Source organism: Acidovorax sp. GW835-FHT14G06 (assembly GCF_058793595.1).
This window is the reverse complement of sequence record NZ_JBXAGA010000006.1, coordinates 48975-65376: the sequence shown is the minus strand read 5'-3', so window position 1 is coordinate 65376 and position 16402 is coordinate 48975. Positions and strand designations below refer to the sequence as shown.

Genomic DNA, 16402 nt, shown 5'->3' with positions numbered 1-16402 from the left:
GGTCAGGTCGATGCGGCGGGGCGGTGTGCTTCGCCGGAGGTCAGTGCGGTCCGCAGCGCATCCAGCGCCGGCGACTGGTAGCCGCGCCGGTGCACCAGCACCGTGTCGCAGGTGGCCAGGGGCACCAAGCGCAGCGCAGGCGGCTCGCGCATCAGGTCGATCACGGCCTGGGGCACCACGCCCGCACAGCGACCGGTGGCCACACAGGCCAGGATGGCGTGGTACGAGGCCAGCTCCAGAACGCGCGGCGGGCTGCCATCTTTTTGTTGCATGAAGGCCTCGCCCATGCGGCGATAGGTGCAGCCGGGGCTGAATGCGGCCAAGGTGTCCAGCTGCAAGTCCAGGGGCGTGTGCACGGGCGGGTGGTCGGCGGGCAGGGCCAGCAGCAAGGCCTCGGCAAACACGGCGGTGCGCTCCACCGGCGCGTCGGCGTCGATGCCCGGCGGCGGCCAGGCCACCAGCGCGCAGTCGATGGTGTGGGCCAGCACCTGCTCCACCAGTTGGCGCGAGGGGGCGGTGGACAGCTCCAGCACCAGCCCCGGCCACTGCGCATGCAGCCGGGCCAGCGGCTGCGGCAGGCGTGCGGCGGCCGTGCTTTCCATGGCGCCCAGGCGCAACCGGCCGCCGGGCTGGCCGGGGTGCACCGACTGGCGAGCCTCTTCGGCCAGCGCCAGCAGGCGGTCGGCATAGCCGCGCAGCGCCTCCCCGGCAGGCGTCAGCACCATGCGTTTGCCCTCGCGCAGAAACAGCGTGGCGCCCAGCTGTTCCTCCAGTTGTTGCACGCGCGTGGTCACGTTGGACTGCACGCGGCCCAGCCGTTCGGCAGCGCGGGTCACGCTGCCTTCCAGCGCAACGGCCCGGAAAATTTCGAGTGCGGCAAGGTCCATCAATATTCTTGTTATGAGATGATTAATAAAAAATAAATCTCAAAACAGAATCATAGACTGGAAGCCGCCTGCATGGAACCGCGCTCTGCCCCCCAAGACCGTCCCCTGGCTGTAGCACTGGCGGGCATGGCCGCGCTAGCGGTGGCGATGGGCGTGGGCCGGTTTGCCTTCACCCCGCTGCTGCCCATGATGCTGCACGACGGCGTGGTCACGCTGGCCGGCGGCAGCTGGCTGGCCACGGCCAACTACCTCGGGTACCTGATCGGGGCGCTGGCCTGCATGGCGCTGCCCTGGGTGGCGCCCCGTGCGCGGCAGAGGTGGCATGCGGCGCGGCTGGCGCGCTGGGGGCTCGCGGCCACGGTGCTGCTCACGCTGGGCATGGCGCTGCCGCTGCCAGGCACCTGGCCCGCGCTGCGGTTTGCGGCCGGGGTTGCCTGTGCGCTGGTGTTCTTGAACGTCTCGGTGTGGTGCATGCTGCGGCTGGTAGCGCTGGGCCAGCCCGCGCTGGGCGGGTTGATCTTTTGTGGGCCGGGGCTGGGTATCGTGCTCACCGGCCTGTCGGCCAGTGCCATGGTGGCCCTGCAGTGGCCCGCAGCGGCAGGCTGGGGCGTGTTTGGGCTGCTCAGCGTGGGGCTGTGCGCCGCTATATGGCCGGTGTTGCAGGGCGTGGCATGGCCCGCGTCGGCGACGGCTGCCGGCCCCGCGGTGGACGGCGCCACCCCCGGTCACGGGCCCTGGGCGAGGGCGGGGCTCACGCTGGCCTATGGGCTCGCGGGGCTGGGCTACATCGTCACTGCCACCTTTTTGCCGGTGATTGCGCGCGCTGCGTTGCCCACCGGGTCGCCCTGGCCGGACCTGTTCTGGCCGCTGTTTGGTGCCGGCGTGGCGCTGGGCGCGGCGTTGTCCACCCGCACCCCGGCCGCGTGGGACCGTCGCTGGATGCTGATGGCGGCCTACATCGTGCAGGCTGGGGCCATCGCGCTCAGCCTGGTGTGGCCGGGGCCTGCGGGGTTTGCGCTGGGCAGCCTGCTGCTGGGCTTGCCGTTCACCGCCATCACCTTCTATGCCCTGCAGGAGGCGCGGCGCGTGTGGCCTGCAGCGGGTGACAGTTTTCCGGGGTTGCTCACCGCCGCCTATGGCATCGGGCAGATCGTGGGCCCACCCATGGTGGCTTGGATGCTGCACCATACGGCAACGCAGAGCCAAGGGTTTGTGTATGGGCTGGCCGTGGCGGCTGCGGCGCTGGGGGTGGGCGCGGTGTTGTTCGCCGCCATGGCGTGGCGCTGGCCGTTGGCGCTACGCCCGAAAGCGCTCTGATCAGTGCGTTGCCGGCGCCAGCGGCAGCGCCAGCACAAAACAGGCGCCGCTGGCGCCGTCGGCCCGGTCCTGGCAGTGCACGCTGCCGTTGTGGCGCCCGGCAATCGAGCGCACCAAGGCCAGGCCCAGTCCCACGCCACCCGCGCGTTCGCTGGCACCCGGCAGGCGGTAGAAAGGCTCGAAGATGCGTTCGCGCTGGTTGGTGGGGACCCCCGGGCCGTGGTCGCACACATGCACTTCGGCATGGCCATGGCGGCGGTACACCACCACGGTGATCTCGCCGCTGCTGTAGCGGCGCGCGTTTTCCAGCAGGTTGCGGATGGCTCGGCGCAGCAGCTTGGCCACGCCGCGCACCTCCAGTGAGTCGGGGCTCGCGCTCACGTCCAGGTCGGCATCCACGCGCGCGCATTCCTCGGCGGCCAGGCCAATCAGGTCCACCAGTTCCACCGTGCCCACGTCGGCCTCGCGCGCATCCAGGCGGCTGGCCAGCAGGATCTCGTCCACCAGCTGGTCCAGCTCGGCAATGTTGCGCAGGATCTCTTCGCGGAACGCGGGCGAGGGCTGCTGACCACCCATCAACTCCAGCCCCATGCGGATGCGGGTGAGGGGCGAGCGCAGCTCGTGCGAGGCATTGGCCAGCAGCGACTTGTGTGATTTGACCAGGGTTTCTACACGCTCGGCCGCTGCGTTGAACTGGCGCGCCAGGTCGGCCACTTCGTCCTGGCCTTGCTCGGGCACCCGCACCGACAGGTCGCCTTCGCCAAACTTCTTCACGCTGCGCTGCAAGGCCTCCAGCCGCTGCGTGAGGCGGCGGATGATGGGGTACACGCCCACGGCTACCGCCAGACCCACGATGCCCAGCAGCCACAAGAAGCCGAAGGGCGGACGGGTCCAGAAAGCCGCCTCGTCCTGGCCGGGCCCCCCGGGCCGGCCGCCGTTGCGGCCCATGCGGGGCTGGCGGGGCGCCATCTGCAGGGTGAAGATCTGGCCGTTTTCAGCCTCGATGTGGAATTCCACCACCTCGCCCGGCTCGGACGGCTGGCGCGTGGCCATGCCGCGCAGCACCAGGTTGCCCGCCGGGTCGCGCACCGCCATCTCGCGCGAGGGCGGCACAAACGGCTGGTTGTTCTGGGCCTTTTGTTCCTCGGCAATGCGCCAGGCCCAGCCCACGGTGAGCGTCAGCACCGCCATGCCGCCGACCACGGCGAGCCAGATGCGCAAATAGAGGCGGCGGGAAAAAGGGTTGGACAAGGACATGCGTGGGGCGACAGCGCAGGCAGCGGGGGCTGCGTCAGCGGTCAATCTTGCTGCTTGGCAAACACATAACCGACACCGCGCACCGTGAGGATGCGGCGCGGGTTCTTGGCGTCGGCCTCGATGGCCGCGCGGATGCGGCCCATGTGCACGTCGATGGAGCGGTCAAACGCCTCCAGCTCGCGGCCGCGCACGGCCTCCATGATCTGGTCGCGCGTGAGCACCCGGCCCGCGCGCTCGGCCAATGCCACCAGCAGGTCGAACTGGTAGGAGGTGAGGTCCGCCAGCTGCCCCGCCACGGTCACGGTGCGCGCGTCGCGGTCGATCTCCAGCGTGCCAAAGCGCAGCACCTGGGTGGCGGCTGCCGCGCCGCCACCATCCGTGCGCCGGCGCAGGATGGCGCGGATGCGGGCCAGCAGCTCACGGGGCTCAAAGGGCTTGGGCAGATAATCGTCAGCACCCAGCTCCAGCCCGATGATGCGGTCCATGGGGTCGCCCTTGGCGGTGAGCATGAGCACCGGCACCTGCGCCGCGTTGCCCTGCAGCGAGCGGATGCGGCGGCACACTTCCAGTCCATCCATGTCGGGCAGCATCAGGTCCAGGATCACCAAGTCGGGCAGCGGCCCGGCATCAGGGCCCTGCAGCTGCGCCAGGCCACTCTTGCCATCGGCACGGTGCGTGACCTGCAGGCCCGACTGGCCCAGATACTCGCCCACCATCTGCGCGAGGCGGGCGTCGTCTTCGATCATCAGCAGTTGGGAGCTCATGGGGGCAGTGTAGTAGCGAGGCTTTGAAACTGTCTTCATGGTCCGGCCAAGCCGTCTCCCCGTGTTGAAGCCCCCGTAAAGTTCCGGTAAACCGGGTGGCGAGAGGCTTCAGAAGTTGCTATTGATTTGGTAGCTTTCTGGGCATATGAATCAGGCGCCACCGACCTTCTGGATGCGCGATGCCAGCCACACCAGCACCAGCACCGGCAGCCCCAGCAGCGCCGTGGAGGTGAAGAACTGGGCGTAGCCAAACGCATCCACATAGTCGCCCGAGAAGCCCGCCACGAACTTCGGCAGCAGCAGCATCATCGAGCTGAACAGCGCGTACTGCGTGGCTGAGTAGCTCACGTTGGTCAGGCTCGACAGGTAGGCGATGAACGCGGCCGACGCGATGCCGCTGGCCAGGTTGTCGGCCGACACCACGGCAATCAACGCCGTCACATCGTGCCCGTGGCCCGCCAGCCAGGCGAACAGCAGGTTGCTGGCCGCGCTCAGGATGGCGCCCAGCATCAGGATGCGCATCACGCCAAACCGCATGGACAACACGCCGCCCACGAAGGCGCCCGCCAGCGTCATGATCACGCCGTAGATCTTGGTCACGGCGGCCACTTCGTCCTTGGTGAAGCCCATGTCCACGTAGAACGGGTTGGCCATGATGCCCATCACCACATCGCTGATGCGGTACACGGCAATCAGCGCCAGGATGAGCGCCGCATGCCAGCCGTAGCGGCGCAGGAAGTCGGCAAACGGGGCCACCAGTGCGCCCTGGATCCACTCGGCAGCGTTCTTGGCGGGGGGCAGCGCCACGGGCGCGGGCTCACGCGAAAACAACACGGTGACCACGCCCACGGCCATCGACGCCGCCATGGCCAGATAGGCCGCCTGCCAGGCGCCGTTCTGGTACGCGGCGGCACCCAGGGCCACGGCCTGGCCGGCCGCGGGCGCGACCTCGGAGCGCGCTGCAATCCACAGCACACCGGCTCCGGCCCAGATCATCGCGAGGCGGTAACCCGTCTGGTACGACGCCGCCAGCGCGGCCTGGTGGTTGGCGTCGGCCGATTCGATGCGGAAGGCATCGAGCGCAATGTCCTGCGTGGCCGAGCCAAACGCCACGGCCAGCGCGCACCACACGATGGGGCCCAGTGTGAGGCGCGGGTCGGCCAGCGCCATGCCGATGAGTCCCGCCACCACCACCAGCTGTGCCAGCAGCAGCCAGCTGCGCCGCCGCCCGAGCAGCCGCGTGAGCACCGGGATGGGCATGCGGTCCACCAGCGGCGCCCACACCCACTTGAAGCCGTAGGCCAGGCCCACCCAGCTCAGGTAGCCGATGGTGCTGCGGTCGATGCCCGCCTCGCGCAGGCGAAAGCTCAGCGTGCCCAGCACCAGCAGCAGCGGCAGCCCGGCCGAAAAACCCAGCGTCAGCATGCGCAGGCTGGCGGGCTCCAGGTACACGCGCAGGGTTTGCAGCCAGGGGGTGCGCGGGGGCTTGTCCGGGGCGGTAGCGGGAGCGAGGCTGGGGGTGGAAGATGTGGAGGTGTCTGACATGGGCGAGCGGGGGGTTTTGTCTATCATCGCCGACGCACCCTTGTAGCCATCCTGTCAGCCTCCATCTGCGCGGCAGGCTCTGGTGTGTTGTGTGCCAGCGCTGCTCATTATTCCTTCTGGGATTGCCTTGTATGTGTCTTTTCTGCCCCGCTCCTTCCGTCGCGCCGTCGTCCCCCTGGTCCGCACGCCGCGCGTTTCTGCTGGCTGCGGGCGCCGCTGCGGCCACGCCGGTGCTGGCGCAGGTGGACGTGGGTTCGGCATCCAGCCTGCGCAAGCTCGTGCCCGCCGAGACGCTGGAGCAGTCTGCCGCCCAGCAGTACCGCCAGATGCTGGAGCAGGCCCGCGCCAAGCGCGCGCTGGCGCCCGACAACCACCCCCAGCTACAGCGCCTGCACGCCATCGCCAAGCGGCTGATCCCGTACGCCACGCCCTGGAACGACCGCGCCCGCCAGTGGCGGTGGGAGGTCAACCTGATCGGCAGCTCGCAGATCAATGCGTTTTGCATGCCCGGCGGCAAGATTGCGTTCTACACCGGCATCCTCGACCAGCTCAAGCTCACCGACGACGAGGCCGCGATGATCATGGGCCACGAGATGGCCCATGCGCTGCGTGAGCACGCACGCGAGCGCATTGCCAAGACGCAGGGCACCAACCTGGCGCTGCGACTGGGCTCGCAGCTGCTGGGGCTGGGCGACCTGGGGCAGGCGGCTGCGGGCCTGGGCGGGCAATTGCTCACGTTGCAGTTCAGCCGCTCGGACGAAAGCGAAGCCGACCTGGTGGGGCTGGAGCTGGCCGCGCGCGCGGGCTACCAGCCGTCGGCCGCCGTGAGCCTGTGGCAGAAGATGGGCAATGCCAGCGGCAGCAAACAAGGCGGGCTGGCGTTTTTGTCCACCCACCCATCGGGCCCCGCGCGCATTCGCGAGCTGGAGCAGAACGTGCCCAAGGTGCAAGGCCTGTACGAGGCCGCGCGCCGCAACGGTTGAACCGCCGAGCCAGCGTATTTAAGCGCTGGCCGCCACTGCATCGGTGGCGTCTTCACCCGCCAGCTGCACCCGGTTGCGCCCCGCGTGTTTGGCGACATACAGCGCCTGGTCTGCGCGGGCAATGGCGGCCTGCAGGTCGTCGGGCCCGTGCACCAGGGCCACGCCAAACGACAGCGTCAGGGCCAAGGGCTCGGGGCCGACGGGCAGCGGTGCCCGGGCCACAGCGGCGCGGATGCGCTCGGCCGTGGCGCTGGCGGCGTCCAGCGGGCTGGCGGGCATCAGTGCCAGGAACTCTTCGCCACCCCAGCGCGCCAGCACATCGCCCTCGCGCAGGTTGTCGGCCAGCACCTGGCCCATGGCCACCAGCACCTGGTCGCCCACGGCGTGGCCGTACTGGTCGTTCACGCGCTTGAAGTGGTCCACATCGCACAGCAGCAGCGTCACCGGCACGCCGCTGCGCTGGCTGCGCTCCAGCGCCTCGGTGGCTTGCGCGTCAAAGTGGCTGCGGTTGGCCAGGCCGGTCAGCGGGTCGCGCGTGGCCTGCTTGCGCAGGCGCGCCTCGGCAATGAGGATGGTGCGGCGGTAGAACGCCGACAGCGCCGCCGACATGGCAAACACCACGCAGATGTGCACCCAGTTCACGATCTTCACACCCTGCTCGGGCAGCGGGTCCAGCGGCCCCACGGCGTCGCTCAGCATGTGCAGGCCCAGGTAGTAGGCCAGCAGGGCCAGCACCATGGGCGCGGCATAGCCGCGCGTGTTGGCGATCACGATGGCGGGGATGAACATCAGCAGGTAATAGTGAAAGCCGCTCTCCCAGCCGATGAGCAGCGAGCCCAGGGCCGAGTGCCCGATCACCTCCAGCCAGATCAGGGCCAGTGCAGCGGTGTTGTAGCGCTTCTGGATGAGCCGGTAGGCCCCCAGGTACATGGCGATGCTCAACACATTGACGGCTGCCAGCGGCATCGAGCCCAGCCACAGAAACAGCAGGATGTAGCCCGCGTCGATGGCCGCTGCCGTCAGCGCGACCCGCTGCACCATGGCCCAGTAGGCCTTGCCCGCAAGGCTGGAGCCGCGCTGGGGTTCAAGCGGGGGGCGCGGCGCGTTCGATGGGGTCATGGCACAGGGGCACGGGCGGCCTGCAGGGGTGGCAAACCGCCCCATCGTAGCCCCCGGCGGCCCAGTGGGTGCGCCGAACTGGGCGGTATCCCGGGGTCTGATCGGGGCCGCACGCAAGCGGCCTGGCGACCGATTTCAAGCCAAACCAGTCGATTGCGCTAGTGGAATATGCCTGGTGTGCTATGAATGTAGGAGCGTTTGCGCCAGGGGGTTAGGTGCCACCCACATAGGGGTTGCTCTGGCGCTCGCGCCCGAAGGTGCTCTCGGGGCCGTGGCCCGGTATGAACACCGTCTGGTTGCCCATGGGCCACAGGCGCTGTGTGATGCTGTCGATGAGCTGCTGGTGGTTGCCCTGGGGGAAGTCGGTGCGACCAATGCTGCCCGCAAACAGCACGTCGCCCACAAATGCGCGGTCGATCTGTGGCGCATGGAACACCACATGCCCCGGCGTGTGGCCGGGGCAGTGGCGCACAGCGAGCGTCTCGTTGCCGATCTGTACGGTGTCGCCGTCGTGCAGCCAGCGCGTGGGGGTGAAGTGCTGGGCGGGAGGAAAGCCAAACATCGCGCTTTGCTGCGGCAGACCGTCGATCCAGAACTGGTCGCCCGGGTGGGGGCCGACGATGGGTAGCGAAAGGCGCTGGGCCAGCTCACCCGTGCCGCCCGCGTGGTCGATGTGCGCGTGGGTGAGCCAGATCTGCGCCAGTTGCAGCCCCCGCTTTTCCACCTCTGCCAGCAAGGTGTCCAGGTCGCCGCCCGGGTCGATAACTGCGGCCTGCTGCGTGGTGTCGCACCAGATGATCGAGGCGTTTTGCTGAAAGGGGGTGACGGGGACAGTGAGGTAGCGGAGCATGGGGTGGAGGCAATAACCCATCGCGCGAGGGCCGCTAGCCATGGGTTGGGCAGCGGGTTTGCGCGGTGGCGGCAGGGCCTGAAAGCGACAGGCGCGAGTGTCGCACAGGGCGTGCGCGCTGCCCGGTCTGAGGTGCCTTGTGCCCTCAGTCTGCGTCCACGGGGCGTCCGAGCAGCCGGTCGACCGCGGTCCGCAGGCCTTCGAGAGATGTGGTGTTGAGCACGAACACCACAAAGCCTTCGATCTGGCTGCTCAGCAGCTCAAAGCGGATGTGCAAAAACACCACCAGATGGTTCTGTATGCGGGTGCCCAGGATGGTGCGGCTGTCGCCCATGTCAAAACGCGGAGGACTCAGCTCGAACTCGTGCCCCAGCAGGTCGGACAGGGCTGCAATGCAGGCGTTGAGCATCACGTTGCCCACTTCCGTCAGCGCATCCTGCTCGATGGCGCTCAGGTCTTCGCTCGGCACGTTCTGCCCGGCGACGATACGCACGATCTCCAGGCTGCGGTGCCCCGGGAAAATCAGCAGGGCGTCGCCGTTGAGCACCCCCCGAAACGGCTGGCGCACGCCATACATGGGGTGGCCCTGGGTGCCCAGTTGCTGCGCCGCCTCGCTCACGGTGAACACGCTGACATGCGGCACCGACAGCAGCACCTCGTCGCGCAGCAAGCTGCCCATGGCGGCGGCGGCCTTGCCTACGCCGATGTTGAAGATCTCGCTGAGTGCATCGATCTGTTCGGCGTCTAGCTGAATGGGCATGTCAGGCTCCTGCGAGGGCGGTGAGCTGTTGGGCGGCATGGGGGGTGATGGGCTTGGCAATGAACACCATACCCGCTTCCTCAATGCGCTCCTGCACGGCGGTCTGCACATTGGCCGTGAGGATGGCAATGGGCACCTGGGGCAGCAGCTGGCGCAATGCCAGTGCGGCATCCAGGCCGTTCATGCCGTGCATGTTGAAGTCCATGGAGACCAGGTCCACGGGGCTCTCGCGCACCAGTTGCAAGGCCTCTTCGCCGCTGCTGGCGTGCACGATGGTCCAGTCGGGGTGGGCCTGTTGCACCAGGCCCTGCAGGATCAGGCGGGACATGCGGCTGTCATCCACAATCAAAAGGCGCAGGCTCATGGTCGTTGTGTAGTTGGTGGGATCAAGGTTGGGTGAGTGCGGCCTCGTGGGCCAGCACCCGGTTGCGGCCGGCGGCCTTGGCGCGGTACAGGGCCGCGTCGGCATCAGCCATCAGCGGCTCGATGCCTGTGTGGTGGCGCTCGCTGGCAGCCATGCCGATGGAGATGGTGAACGTGACCGGATGCCCTGCAGGCGACGCCAGGCCCAGCTGTGCGATGGCGCCCCGGATGCGTTCCGCGACCTGCCGCGCACTGTCGGCGCTGGCGTGGGGCAGCAGGGCGGCAAATTCCTCTCCACCCAGGCGGCCCAGCAGGTCGGCGTCGCGCAGCGCCTGGCCAATGGCTTCGGCGCTGGCGCGGATGGCGGTGTCGCCCATTTGATGGCCGTGCCGGTCGTTGATGCGCTTGAAGTGGTCGATGTCGATCATCAGCACCGTGCAGGGCTGCCCATGGCGGCGGCAGTGGTCGAACAATGCCGTGCTGCGCTCCATGAAGGCCCTGCGGTTCAGCAGGCCGCTGAGCGCATCGCGTGTGGCCAGTTCACGCAGCTGGGCCTCCAGGGCCTTGTGGGTGCTGATATCAAAGCCCCACAGCAGGTGGGCCAACTGGCCCTCGACGTCGATGAGACGGGCCGACAGGGAACTCCAGCGCGGCGTATGGGTACCGATCTGTGCCTCCATGGCATCGACCTGGCCGTATTGGTCCAGAGTCTGCATGAAGCGCTGGCGTGTTTCTGGGTCGTGCAGCAGGTCGGGCAGAAACAGGGTCTGCGGTGCCGCCTTCAGTCCCAGGCGCTCGGTGAGCCGGTGGTTGATGAAATGCACGCGGCCGCTCTCGACCTCGGCCAGCAGCACGTCGCTGGGGCTGGTGTCCAGAATGAAGCCCAGCAGCGCGCGGCTTTCTTCGAGCTTGCGTGCGCGCCGGGCTACGCGGTCTTCCAGCAGCCGGTTGGTTTGCGCCAGCTGCCGGGATGCAGCTGCGGCGGAGCGTGCGTCCTGCACCAGCCTGGCAATCAGCAGCGTGGTGCCCACGAGCAGGGCGCTGAGCACCACGCTGAGCACGACGAAGCGCTGGTGCAGCTGCTGGCGCGCACGGTCGGTTTGCTGGGTGCTGAAAAGGTGCACCGTGGCCACGGCCTGGCGCATGCGCTCCAGCAGCGTGTCGGACTGGCGGGTGATGTCTTCAGCGACACGGCGGGCGGCGGGGGGCGTTGTTGCAGCGCGGTCAGCCGGGCGGACCGTGGCTTGGTCTGACCATTGTTCGACCTGGGTGCGCAGCTGGTCAAGATCCTGTGCGGTGCCCGTTAGTGCCTCGCGCAGCTGGGTGCTTACCCGTGGGCCCCGGCCGCTGGTGTCGAGGGTGCTGTACAGCACGTCCAGCCGGTCGCTGAGTTCCTGCGCACTGGCTTCCTGGGCCCGCAGCTGGCGCGCCAGCAGGCTCACCCGCGCCAATTCGTTGTGCACGCTGGCGATGTACCAGAGGTCGTTTTGCTGGTGGGGCCGTGCAAGGTCCTGGGCCTGGCGCAGCGTCCACCACAGGGCAGCCGACGTACCCAGGGCCATGGCCACCACCACGGCCAGCAGCCGGTAGGTGGTGCGTGGGCTTCTGGTGGTGCCAGTTCCGTTGGTGCCGCCACCAGCGCCGTGCCCGGTGGCCTGTGACTTAGCGGACGGAGACTGCATGGACCTGCCAAATGGTGCGATTGACGTAGTCCTGGCCCTGCTGCAAATCAGGGTGAGCGTCAAACGGGTAGATCAGGATCAGCGGTCCCTTGTCGCGGATGCCCATGCGCTGGCCGTCGCGCCGGTAGGCCAGCACCGGGTCGTAACGGACCAGGTCGCTCCAGGGGATCTCGACCGCGTAGTCGTTCAAGGCGGCCAGCACAATGCGGCTGTGTTCATTGCCGCCGAGCTGCATGACCAGGTGGCGCAGTGGCACCCCGGTCCAGCGGTGTTCACCGGCCAGACCCAGTGCGGGGGGCAGGGTGGTGGTGATGTCGCGTGCGGGCAGTCGCTCCAGAGCCTGCGGGTCGCAGGCCTGCGACCGACCTTCTCCGGGAGGCTGCAGTTGCAGCACGCTGCGGCCCTGGGGTGCCGGGCACACGGGTGCAGGATGGGCCCACAGCGGCAGGCACAGGCTCAGGGTGCCCACCGCGGCAGTCAAGGAGGTGCCTGCGCGGGCCCGCAGGGCAGCCAGGAGTCGGAACAACATCGTCACCACTTTCACGTCCTGCCGGCGCACAGGGGCCCGGACTGGCTCCGGGTGCGGCGGCTGGCTCGGTTCGACTATGCCCGTGAAAGCAGGAAAACCGGCGGCCGTCCAATGGAAAATTGCCGCAAGATGGGTGGTTTTGACAATTGTTGACGGTATTTTCGGGCTGGTAGGTGACTGTTGAGGCTACAGGTTGGTTGCGGCTACCACTTCGCTCATGTCGGTCAGGCCTTGCAGTACCTTTTCGATACCGTCCTGGCGCAAGGTCAGCATGCCGGCGGCCAGTGCCGAGTGCCGGATGTCCGAGGCGGGGGCCCGATGGCGGATGTGCTGGCGAATGGCTTCGTCACTCATCATCAGCTCGTGGATGCCCAGGCGGCCGTGGTAGCCGTGGCCTTCGCATTTGGCGCACCCCACCGGGCGCCACATCCGCAGCTCGCCCTGGGCGCCGCCGTGTTGCTGGCGCCAGCGCCCGATCTGCGCCTGGCGCGCCTCGGCGGTGTTGTGGGTGCCACTCTCCAGGTACTGAGACGCCAGGCCCGTCAGCATCTCGTCGTCGGCCACACGCGGCTCGCGGCAGGCGGTGCACAGGCGCCGCACCAGGCGCTGTGCCAGGATGGCGAGCAGCGAATCCGAGAAGTTGAAGGGGTCCAGACCGATTTCGAGCAGGCGTGCAATGCTCTCGGGCGCCGAGTTGGTATGCAGGGTGGACAGCACAAGGTGACCGGTGAGCGAGGCCTCGATGGCGATGCGCGCAGTCTCCTCGTCGCGCATCTCGCCGATCATGATGACGTCCGGGTCGGCGCGCAAAAAGGTGCGCATGGCCGCGGCAAAGGTCCAGCCGATGCGCGGGTTCACCTGCACCTGGCGCAGGCCCTCCTGCGTGATCTCGATGGGGTCTTCTGCCGTCCAGATCTTGCGGCCGGCGGTGTTGATGTCGCGCACCACCGAGTGCAGCGTGGTCGTCTTGCCGCAGCCCGTGGGGCCACACACCAGCACAAGGCCATAGCTTTTCTGCACCACCGCGCGCAGCGCCAGCAGGTTGGGCTGGCTCAGGCCGATGTTCTCCAGTGGCAGCGGCTTGGCGCCCGCCAGCAGGCGCAGCACCACGTCTTCCAGTCCGCGCGAGGTGGGCACGGTGACCACGCGCAGCTCCACCGGGGGGCCACCGAAGCGGGCAAAGTCGATCTTGCCATCCTGCGGCTTGCGGTGCTCCGAGATGTCCATGCTGGCCATGATCTTGATGCGCGCCACCATCGCAAAGCGGTAGCGCGCGGGCAGCTCAAGGTAAGGCACCAGGTCGCCGTCGATGCGCAGGCGCACACGCACGTTGTGCGGGGCTGGCTCGGTCTCGATGTGGATGTCGGACGCGCGGTGGCTGATGGCTTCGTCAATCACCGAGTTGATGAGCCGCACCAGGGTGTTGTCCGACTCGCTGATCACATCGGCCTGCTCGGTGTCGGCGTCTGGTGACGCAGTGGCCAGGTTGGTCAGCAGCTCCTGCGAGGTGGCGCGTGCGCCCGATACAGCGCTGCCCGCGTCGGCAGGGCGGGTGCGGTAGGCCTTGTGGATGGCTGGCATCAGCGTGCCGGGCGCTGCCTGCAGCGGGATCAGCCGCCGTTGGGTCAGAAAGCGGATCTCGTCGATCAGCACGCGGTCCCAAGGGTCGGCCATCAGCAGCACCAGCGCGTCCTCGCGTGCGATCAGGGGCAGCACGGATTCACGCTCGGCCACGGCACGGGGGATGAGTGCCAGTGCCGATGCCTCGGGTGTGATATCGCCCGGATGCACGGTGTATTCGCCCAGCCACGTGGCGATGACGCCGCGCAACTGGTCCTGGGTGAGCGCCCCCCGGTCCACCAGAATCTGGCCGATCGGCCGTTGCACGCCATTGCCGCGCTCTTCTTGCTGCGCCTGCAGGCCCTCCGCCAGGTCTGGGGTGGACAGCAGTCCTGCGTGGACCAACGCCTCGCCCAGGTGCCGCGCCTTGCCCACCGTGGGGTGGGGGGTGGAGATCTGACGCCACAGCGCCTCGGCGCTTTGGGGGCGGAAACTGTGGGCGGGGGGTGGGGCGGAGGTGCTGGCGTCGGTCATCGGGACAGAGTGTCTGGGGCTTATAGGGTCAGTGCGTAATCCACCGTGATGGGTGCGTGGTCCGAGAACTTTTCACCCTTGTAGATATGTTCTGCGCGCGCCAGCGCCGCGAGCGCAGGGGTGGCCAGGTGGTAGTCCAGCCGCCAACCCACGTTGTTGGCATACGCCTGGCCGCGGTTGCTCCACCAGGTGTAGGCGGTGTCGGTGGCGGTAGGTTGTAACTGACGGTAAACGTCTATGATGCCGCCGCCTTCATCAGTTGTGTGCAACAACTTTGTCATCCAGGCGCGTTCTTCGGGCAAAAAACCACTGTTCTTCTGATTGCTGCGCCAGTTTTTGAGGTCGATTTGCTGGTGCGCAATATTGATGTCGCCACACAGAATGAAGTCGCGCTCGGCCTTCAGGCGCATGAGATGGGGGTGGAACTCGGCCAGAAAGCGGAACTTGGCCTGCTGGCGCTCTTCGCCCGAGGATCCGCTGGGAAAGTACGCGCTGATGATGGACAGCTTGCGGGCGGGCGTATCAAAACGCAGCTCGACATATCGGCCCTCTGCATCGAACTCTGTAGATCCATAGCCAATGACTACATCGGAAGGCTCGTGCCGGGTGTAGACCCCCACACCGGAATAGCCCTTCTTTTGTGCAAAGTGAAAGTGACCCTGCAGACCCGCCATGCGTTCGAACCGGTTGGCCATGTCGGCGGCCTGGGCCTTGACTTCCTGCACACAAATACAATCCGGCCGCGTGGCTGCCATCCAGCTTTCCACGCCTTTGCTGGTGGCCGAGCGGATGCCATTGAGATTGAGGCTGGTTAACTTGAACAAGGATTTCCCCATGGTGGATGTTGGCGTGCAAACCCCCGAACAGGGCCAGCTGGCGCAGGATTTCGTCCGTTTTGCCGTCGAGTCGGGCGTGCTGCGGTTTGGTGAATTCAAGACCAAGGCAGGGCGTCTGAGCCCCTACTTCTTCAATGCCGGTCTGTTCGACGACGGCCGCAAGATCGGGCGGCTCGCGGAATTCTATGCAAAAGCCCTGCTGGCCAGCGGCATCGAATTCGACATGGTGTTTGGCCCTGCGTACAAGGGGATTCCGCTGGCTGCCACGGTGGCGGTGGAGCTGGCGCGCCTGGGGCGCAACGTGCCCTTTGCCTACAACCGCAAGGAGGCCAAGGACCACGGCGAGGGCGGCACGCTGGTCGGCGCACCCCTTGAGGGCCGGGTGCTCATCGTGGACGATGTGATGTCAGCCGGCACGGCCGCCCGTGAGTCCATCGCCATCATCCGAGCCGCTGGTGCCACGCCCCACGCGGTAGCTATTGCGCTGGACCGCCAGGAAAAAGCCACCGAGAATGGGCAGGACGTAGATCACAGCGCGGTGCAGTATGTGCGCAACCAGCTGGGCATGCAGGTGTGCGCCATCGCACGGCTGGCAGACTTATTGCTCTTCCTTGAGCAAAATGGGGAAGAGGGGATGCGTTCCCACCACGAGAAGGTGCTGGCCTACCGCCAGCGGTATGGCGTCAACGAGGGGTAGATGATTTGAGCAAATCGGCGTGGATCATGGGCGGGTTTCTGTTGGCCACCCTGGGCGCTGATTTGGCATGGGCGCAAGCCCCCGGGACATCGAGTGGCATCTACACCTGCGTGGACCGCAATGGCCGACGCCTGACGGCCGACCGGCCGATCGCCGAATGCCTGGACCGGGAGCAGCGCGAGCTCGGTCCCTCGGGCATCGTGCGGCGGCAGATCGGCCCCTCGCTGACCGAGCAGGAGCGAGCCGCGCAAGAGGTACAGCGCCGCAAGGAGGCCGAAGCCCGTGCCCGCGAGCTGGAAGACCGCCGCCGCGAACGCGCGCTGACGGCCCGTTACCCTGACAAGGCCACGCACGATGCGGAGCGCGCTGCGGCCATCCAGCTGGTGGACGATGTGACGGCTACCGCCGAAAAGCGCCTCGTAGAGCTGGCGCAGCAGCGCAAGGCCTTTGATGTGGAGATGGAGTTCTACAAAAAGGACCCCAACAAGGCCCCCATGTCACTGCGCCGCAAGATCGCCGAGAACGAAGACAGCATTGCCGAGCAACAGCGATTCATTGCAGGGCAAGACCAGGAAAAGCGACGCGTGCACCAGCGCTTTGATGTGGAGTTGGCTCAGCTTCGCAAGCTGTGGGAGGCGCAGCGTATGCCTTCGACCGGTGCAGTGCCCGCCAGCGACGCCACACCAGCTGCCACGCGGTAGGGCGTGTGCGCTGGGAAC

The 16402-nt window shown here is 67.5% G+C and carries 16 protein-coding genes; 4 read left to right on the top strand and 12 right to left on the bottom strand.

Features of this window, described 5'->3' with window-relative positions; translation table 11 throughout:
• Positions 1-2: 2 nt before the first annotated feature.
• Positions 3-887, bottom strand: a complete 885-nt coding sequence (locus AC1Q64_RS11845; protein WP_291437963.1) for a LysR substrate-binding domain-containing protein — start codon at positions 885-887, stop codon at positions 3-5.
• A 72-nt stretch (positions 888-959) separates the two neighbouring features.
• On the opposite strand from AC1Q64_RS11845, the gene AC1Q64_RS11840 reads away from it, so the two are divergent.
• Complete coding sequence (locus AC1Q64_RS11840; RefSeq protein ID WP_492251458.1) at positions 960-2204, top strand: YbfB/YjiJ family MFS transporter; 1245 nt, start codon at positions 960-962, stop codon at positions 2202-2204.
• Here AC1Q64_RS11840 and AC1Q64_RS11835 read toward each other — a convergent pair whose 3' ends face one another.
• The 3 genes from AC1Q64_RS11835 to AC1Q64_RS11825 all read right to left on the bottom strand — a co-directional run bounded on the left by AC1Q64_RS11835 (position 2205) and on the right by AC1Q64_RS11825 (position 5770).
• Positions 2205-3461 (bottom strand): HAMP domain-containing sensor histidine kinase, encoded by a 1257-nt coding sequence (locus AC1Q64_RS11835; protein WP_492251457.1) that lies wholly within the window; start codon positions 3459-3461, stop codon positions 2205-2207.
• 41 nt (positions 3462-3502) lie between these two features.
• Positions 3503-4225, bottom strand: coding sequence for a response regulator (locus tag AC1Q64_RS11830; protein WP_056057318.1), 723 nt, complete (start codon positions 4223-4225; stop codon positions 3503-3505).
• Positions 4226-4375: 150 nt separating this feature from the next.
• Positions 4376-5770 carry an AmpG family muropeptide MFS transporter gene (locus tag AC1Q64_RS11825; protein WP_492251456.1) on the bottom strand — a complete coding sequence of 465 codons (1395 nt, stop codon included), beginning with the start codon at positions 5768-5770 and terminating at the stop codon, positions 4376-4378.
• Positions 5771-5901: 131 nt separating this feature from the next.
• Here AC1Q64_RS11825 and AC1Q64_RS11820 point away from each other — a divergent pair, with 131 nt between their 5' ends.
• Positions 5902-6753 (top strand): M48 family metallopeptidase, encoded by an 852-nt coding sequence (locus AC1Q64_RS11820; RefSeq protein ID WP_056742161.1) that lies wholly within the window; start codon positions 5902-5904, stop codon positions 6751-6753.
• Between the two features lie 18 nt (positions 6754-6771).
• On the opposite strand, the gene AC1Q64_RS11815 is transcribed toward AC1Q64_RS11820, so the two are convergent.
• The 8 genes from AC1Q64_RS11815 to AC1Q64_RS11780 form a co-directional block, all read right to left on the bottom strand.
• A complete protein-coding gene (locus tag AC1Q64_RS11815) occupies positions 6772-7872 on the bottom strand; it encodes a GGDEF domain-containing protein (RefSeq protein WP_492251455.1) in 1101 nt (366 codons plus the stop codon).
• A 211-nt stretch (positions 7873-8083) separates the two neighbouring features.
• A complete protein-coding gene (locus AC1Q64_RS11810; protein ID WP_492251454.1) occupies positions 8084-8722 on the bottom strand; it encodes an MBL fold metallo-hydrolase in 639 nt (212 codons plus the stop codon).
• Between the two features lie 145 nt (positions 8723-8867).
• Entirely contained in the window at positions 8868-9482 is a 615-nt protein-coding gene (locus AC1Q64_RS11805) for a chemotaxis protein CheC (protein WP_492251453.1), read from the bottom strand.
• A gap of 1 nt (position 9483) precedes the next feature.
• Complete coding sequence (locus AC1Q64_RS11800; protein WP_492251452.1) at positions 9484-9846, bottom strand: response regulator; 363 nt, start codon at positions 9844-9846, stop codon at positions 9484-9486.
• Between the two features lie 22 nt (positions 9847-9868).
• Entirely contained in the window at positions 9869-11527 is a 1659-nt protein-coding gene (locus tag AC1Q64_RS11795; RefSeq protein WP_492251451.1) for a GGDEF domain-containing protein, read from the bottom strand.
• Complete coding sequence (locus AC1Q64_RS11790; RefSeq protein ID WP_492251450.1) at positions 11508-12056, bottom strand: putative pterin-binding protein; 549 nt, start codon at positions 12054-12056, stop codon at positions 11508-11510. Before AC1Q64_RS11790 ends, AC1Q64_RS11795 begins: the two co-directional genes overlap by 20 nt.
• A gap of 186 nt (positions 12057-12242) precedes the next feature.
• Complete coding sequence (locus AC1Q64_RS11785; protein ID WP_492251449.1) at positions 12243-14150, bottom strand: GspE/PulE family protein; 1908 nt, start codon at positions 14148-14150, stop codon at positions 12243-12245.
• Positions 14151-14170: 20 nt separating this feature from the next.
• Positions 14171-14974, bottom strand: coding sequence for an exodeoxyribonuclease III (locus tag AC1Q64_RS11780; RefSeq protein ID WP_492251448.1), 804 nt, complete (start codon positions 14972-14974; stop codon positions 14171-14173).
• A 10-nt stretch (positions 14975-14984) separates the two neighbouring features.
• Between AC1Q64_RS11780 and pyrE the strand changes: the two genes are divergently transcribed.
• Both pyrE and AC1Q64_RS11770 read left to right on the top strand, forming a co-directional pair.
• Positions 14985-15683: an orotate phosphoribosyltransferase gene (gene pyrE, locus AC1Q64_RS11775; RefSeq protein ID WP_291439917.1), complete on the top strand. Its 699-nt coding sequence runs from the start codon at positions 14985-14987 to the stop codon at positions 15681-15683.
• A gap of 5 nt (positions 15684-15688) precedes the next feature.
• A complete protein-coding gene (locus tag AC1Q64_RS11770) occupies positions 15689-16384 on the top strand; it encodes a DUF4124 domain-containing protein (RefSeq protein ID WP_291439915.1) in 696 nt (231 codons plus the stop codon).
• Positions 16385-16402: the final 18 nt, after the last annotated feature.

Excerpts from the sequence above, each read along its gene's own strand:
- AC1Q64_RS11845 (WP_291437963.1), bottom strand. The coding sequence starts at position 887 with ATGGACCTTGCCGCACTCGAAATTTTCCGGGCCGTTGCGCTGGAAGGC.
- AC1Q64_RS11840 (WP_492251458.1), top strand. The coding sequence starts at position 960 with ATGGAACCGCGCTCTGCCCCCCAAGACCGTCCCCTGGCTGTAGCACTG.
- AC1Q64_RS11835 (WP_492251457.1), bottom strand. The coding sequence starts at position 3,461 with ATGTCCTTGTCCAACCCTTTTTCCCGCCGCCTCTATTTGCGCATCTGG.
- AC1Q64_RS11830 (WP_056057318.1), bottom strand. The coding sequence starts at position 4,225 with ATGAGCTCCCAACTGCTGATGATCGAAGACGACGCCCGCCTCGCGCAG.
- AC1Q64_RS11825 (WP_492251456.1), bottom strand. The coding sequence starts at position 5,770 with ATGTCAGACACCTCCACATCTTCCACCCCCAGCCTCGCTCCCGCTACC.
- AC1Q64_RS11820 (WP_056742161.1), top strand. The coding sequence starts at position 5,902 with ATGTGTCTTTTCTGCCCCGCTCCTTCCGTCGCGCCGTCGTCCCCCTGG.
- AC1Q64_RS11815 (WP_492251455.1), bottom strand. The coding sequence starts at position 7,872 with ATGACCCCATCGAACGCGCCGCGCCCCCCGCTTGAACCCCAGCGCGGC.
- AC1Q64_RS11810 (WP_492251454.1), bottom strand. The coding sequence starts at position 8,722 with ATGCTCCGCTACCTCACTGTCCCCGTCACCCCCTTTCAGCAAAACGCC.
- AC1Q64_RS11805 (WP_492251453.1), bottom strand. The coding sequence starts at position 9,482 with ATGCCCATTCAGCTAGACGCCGAACAGATCGATGCACTCAGCGAGATC.
- AC1Q64_RS11800 (WP_492251452.1), bottom strand. The coding sequence starts at position 9,846 with ATGAGCCTGCGCCTTTTGATTGTGGATGACAGCCGCATGTCCCGCCTG.
- AC1Q64_RS11795 (WP_492251451.1), bottom strand. The coding sequence starts at position 11,527 with ATGCAGTCTCCGTCCGCTAAGTCACAGGCCACCGGGCACGGCGCTGGT.
- AC1Q64_RS11790 (WP_492251450.1), bottom strand. The coding sequence starts at position 12,056 with ATGTTGTTCCGACTCCTGGCTGCCCTGCGGGCCCGCGCAGGCACCTCC.
- AC1Q64_RS11785 (WP_492251449.1), bottom strand. The coding sequence starts at position 14,150 with ATGACCGACGCCAGCACCTCCGCCCCACCCCCCGCCCACAGTTTCCGC.
- pyrE (WP_291439917.1), top strand. The coding sequence starts at position 14,985 with ATGGTGGATGTTGGCGTGCAAACCCCCGAACAGGGCCAGCTGGCGCAG.